Source organism: Synechococcus sp. R8-2 (assembly GCF_047461715.1).
In the GTDB taxonomy this organism is placed as follows: Bacteria; Cyanobacteriota; Cyanobacteriia; order Thermostichales; family Thermostichaceae; genus Thermostichus.
The window spans coordinates 1-2,931 of sequence record NZ_JANSHQ010000430.1 but is presented as its reverse complement, the minus strand read 5'-3'; the positions used below and the strand labels follow the sequence as shown (position 1 = coordinate 2,931).

At 57.6% G+C, this 2,931-nt stretch carries 4 protein-coding genes; 2 read left to right on the top strand and 2 right to left on the bottom strand.

Annotation, left to right across the window (positions count from 1 at the left end; translation table 11 throughout):
- Positions 1-153 precede the first annotated feature (153 nt).
- Positions 154-291, top strand: coding sequence for a photosystem II reaction center protein K (locus tag NW819_RS10365; protein WP_414350277.1), 138 nt, complete (start codon positions 154-156; stop codon positions 289-291).
- A 183-nt stretch (positions 292-474) separates the two neighbouring features.
- Here NW819_RS10365 and NW819_RS10360 read toward each other — a convergent pair whose 3' ends face one another.
- Positions 475-1,014 carry a DUF3611 family protein gene (locus tag NW819_RS10360; protein WP_414332564.1) on the bottom strand — a complete coding sequence of 180 codons (540 nt, stop codon included), beginning with the start codon at positions 1,012-1,014 and terminating at the stop codon, positions 475-477.
- A gap of 88 nt (positions 1,015-1,102) precedes the next feature.
- Positions 1,103-1,447: a DUF4168 domain-containing protein gene (locus NW819_RS10355; protein ID WP_414331953.1), complete on the bottom strand. Its 345-nt coding sequence runs from the start codon at positions 1,445-1,447 to the stop codon at positions 1,103-1,105.
- A 388-nt stretch (positions 1,448-1,835) separates the two neighbouring features.
- Between NW819_RS10355 and bchI the strand changes: the two genes are divergently transcribed.
- Positions 1,836-2,894, top strand: coding sequence for a magnesium chelatase ATPase subunit I (gene bchI / locus NW819_RS10350; protein ID WP_414350299.1), 1,059 nt, complete (start codon positions 1,836-1,838; stop codon positions 2,892-2,894).
- Positions 2,895-2,931 lie beyond the last annotated feature (37 nt).

Here is a 2,931-nt window from a genome sequence, read left to right as displayed (position 1 = left end):
CAGAACCAGGAACCAGAATCCCTTGCCTGTAGGCAGGGGGGTATGTCAAGTTTCTTGAACTTGGCCGGGATCCCTGCTTGGTGATGTTACACTCTATTTCGATTCTGAAAAAAGCAGTTCCTTCAGCCGCGTTTTCCCCTGAGGTTTGTTGCCATGTCAGCGATGATGCTCCTGGCCAGTTTGCCGGAAGGCTATGAATTGTTTGACCCGCTGATCGACATTTTGCCGATCATCCCTGTTCTGTTTTTCCTGCTGGCCTTTGTCTGGCAAGCGGCAGTGGGCTTCAAGTGAAGCCATCGCTCCTGCTGAGGTCTTGTCCGGAGGAAACTCAGGCAGAGCCGAGGTGCTTCCCCCCAGCTCCTCTCCCAGGTTGGGGGGTTTGTTGCTATACCCCGGCAAAAGCGACAAGCCGTCTTGTCACTGGTCAAAAACGTAAATGCCAATGACTCCCAAAACTGGGCCAGGGATCCGGCGCTAGGGCTCGCGGTCGAGGACACCGGTAATCCAGAGAACCCCTGCCAAGCAGACGAAGTGGGCAAACGTCACATTGATATTGGCGGCCAGCAGCAGCACTCCTGTTACCTGGTTGGCCTGGGTGCGGGAAAACATGCGCGCCAACAGCTCGCCCACTTGGGCTTCCATACCAATCAAAGCAAGGAAGGCCCCAATGAGGCTGACATAGGTGACCAACTGCAACTGCTTGGGCAAATCCAATTGGCTTAGGGCATCAGCAGAGGCTGAGCGGCGCTCCGCGTGGAGCAAGTAGCGCCAGTTGAAAAATAGACCGGCTGCCAGGGTGAGCAATGTAAACAAGGTGAACCAGAAGGCGATGACAGCCCCCAGCGAGTCATCTCGATAGACGGTATTTTGGCCGATTAAAAAGCCAAACCACAGCAGCAGCGCCGTCGCCCCCAAGATTGCCTGGAACCAAAACCCAAAGCGACGAGTCATGCGCAAACGAGACTTCATCCGCTCGATAGCCGCCCGTACTGACGGCGACATGGGCTCGTTCATCTTTTTCCCCCGCTCGCCTGGATGAACACCAACGTTCGCTTCCAGCCTATCTTCATTCTCCGGCCCCAGTCACTTTTACCAGTCACTTTTATCGGACTGGCGGTTGGGGATCCTCGCTTTGCAGGCGGAGAATTTCGGCCTCAATGCGCTGTTGCAAAGCTTTGCCCTCTTCGGAGCGGATCAAGAGTGTAATGCGGTTGTAGTCAGGCACAGTCATACCGTGGCGAGTGATGATCTCGGTCGCGGTGCGGATGAATTCTCGCCGGATTTGATCTTTGCTGGCTGGGTCGTTTGTGGCTTGGGAGCGCTTTTGGGCCTCTTGCCGGTGGGGCTCCATCTCCAAGACGATACGGGCGTACATTGTTACCTGCTCATCGCTCAACACCACAGAGGTGGTGGGGGTTTGGGCCACGGCCAGAGAAACAGTCAGCACAGGGATCCAAGTGCAAACCCAGATCAAACCCACCAGCCCTTTTTGGACCACGCTTTGGATTGGAAATGCCGTCCACCATCTCCGACTTGCTTTGCCTGACACCGCTGATGTCTCCCCACCCGCCAACTGTTGCTCAGGTTGCCTATGGTTTTTGTGAGCTTTCGGCCCCACGCCGGTTCAACACTCTGATGAACCCCGCGGGCTTCGATCCTATCTGCTCCTCTCTGTGAAAGCCCAGGGCGTCGTCCACGCTGACAACTGAGCTTGCTTTTCCATTTGACCGAAAACTGGTCTTTAGGTTCCAGTTCCAGTCCCTTTCCAGCCTATCTGACACCCAGAAGGGAGTGGCCTCTGGGATAATGGGGATGAATTGTTGGTTATTGCCCCTATGCATTTGGAACGTCGCCCGGTTTTCCCGTTTACGGCCATCGTCGGCCAAGAGGAGATGAAATTGGCCTTGCTCCTCAACGTGATCGACCCGCGCATTGGCGGGGTGCTGATCATGGGGGATCGCGGCACGGGCAAATCCACCACCATTCGCGCTTTGGCCGACCTGCTGCCCCGGATCGAGGTGGTGAAAGGGGATCCCTTCAACAGCCACCCGCGGCAGCGGGACTTGATGAGCGATCAAGTGTGGGAGCGCCTGCAGGCGGGAGAAACGCTGGAAAGCACTTGGATCCAGGTGCCGATGGTGGATCTGCCCTTGGGGGCAACGGAAGACCGGGTGTGTGGCACTCTCGACATTGAGCGGGCCTTAGCTCAGGGGGTGAAGGCTTTTGAGCCAGGGCTACTAGCCAAGGCCAATCGAGGCATCCTTTACGTGGATGAAGTCAACTTGCTGGATGACCACTTGGTGGATGTGTTGCTGGATGCGGCGGCCTCAGGCTGGAACACCGTGGAACGGGAGGGCATTTCCATTCGTCATCCGGCTCGGTTTGTGCTGGTGGGATCCGGCAACCCGGAAGAGGGGGAATTGCGGCCTCAACTGCTGGATCGCTTTGGCATGTTCGTCCAGATCGAAACGGTGCGAGATGCCGCCCTGCGGGTGCGGATCGTGGAGGAGCGCAGCCAGTTCGACGCCGATCCCCAGGCTTTTTTGGCCAAGTATGCCGATTCCCAGCAGCGCCTGCGGGAGCGCATCGAAAAAGCCCAACATCTTTTGCCCAACGTGGCAGTGGATCCCGATTTGCGCTTGAAGATCTCCGGAGTATGTGCGGCTTTGGAGGTGGATGGGCTGCGCGGAGACATTGTCACCAACCGGGCTGCCAAGGCCCTGGCGGCTTTGGAAGGGCGGAGCGAGGTCACCGTCGCCGATATCCGTCGGGTGATCAGCCTGTGTTTGCGTCACCGCCTGCGCAAGGATCCCTTGGAAACCATCGACTCCGGCTACAAGGTGGAAAAAGCCTTCAGCGAAGTGTTCCAGGTGAGCCTAGAGAGCGCCGCCTAGCCCTCACCCCCCAGCCCCTCTCCCAGGGGGAGAGGGG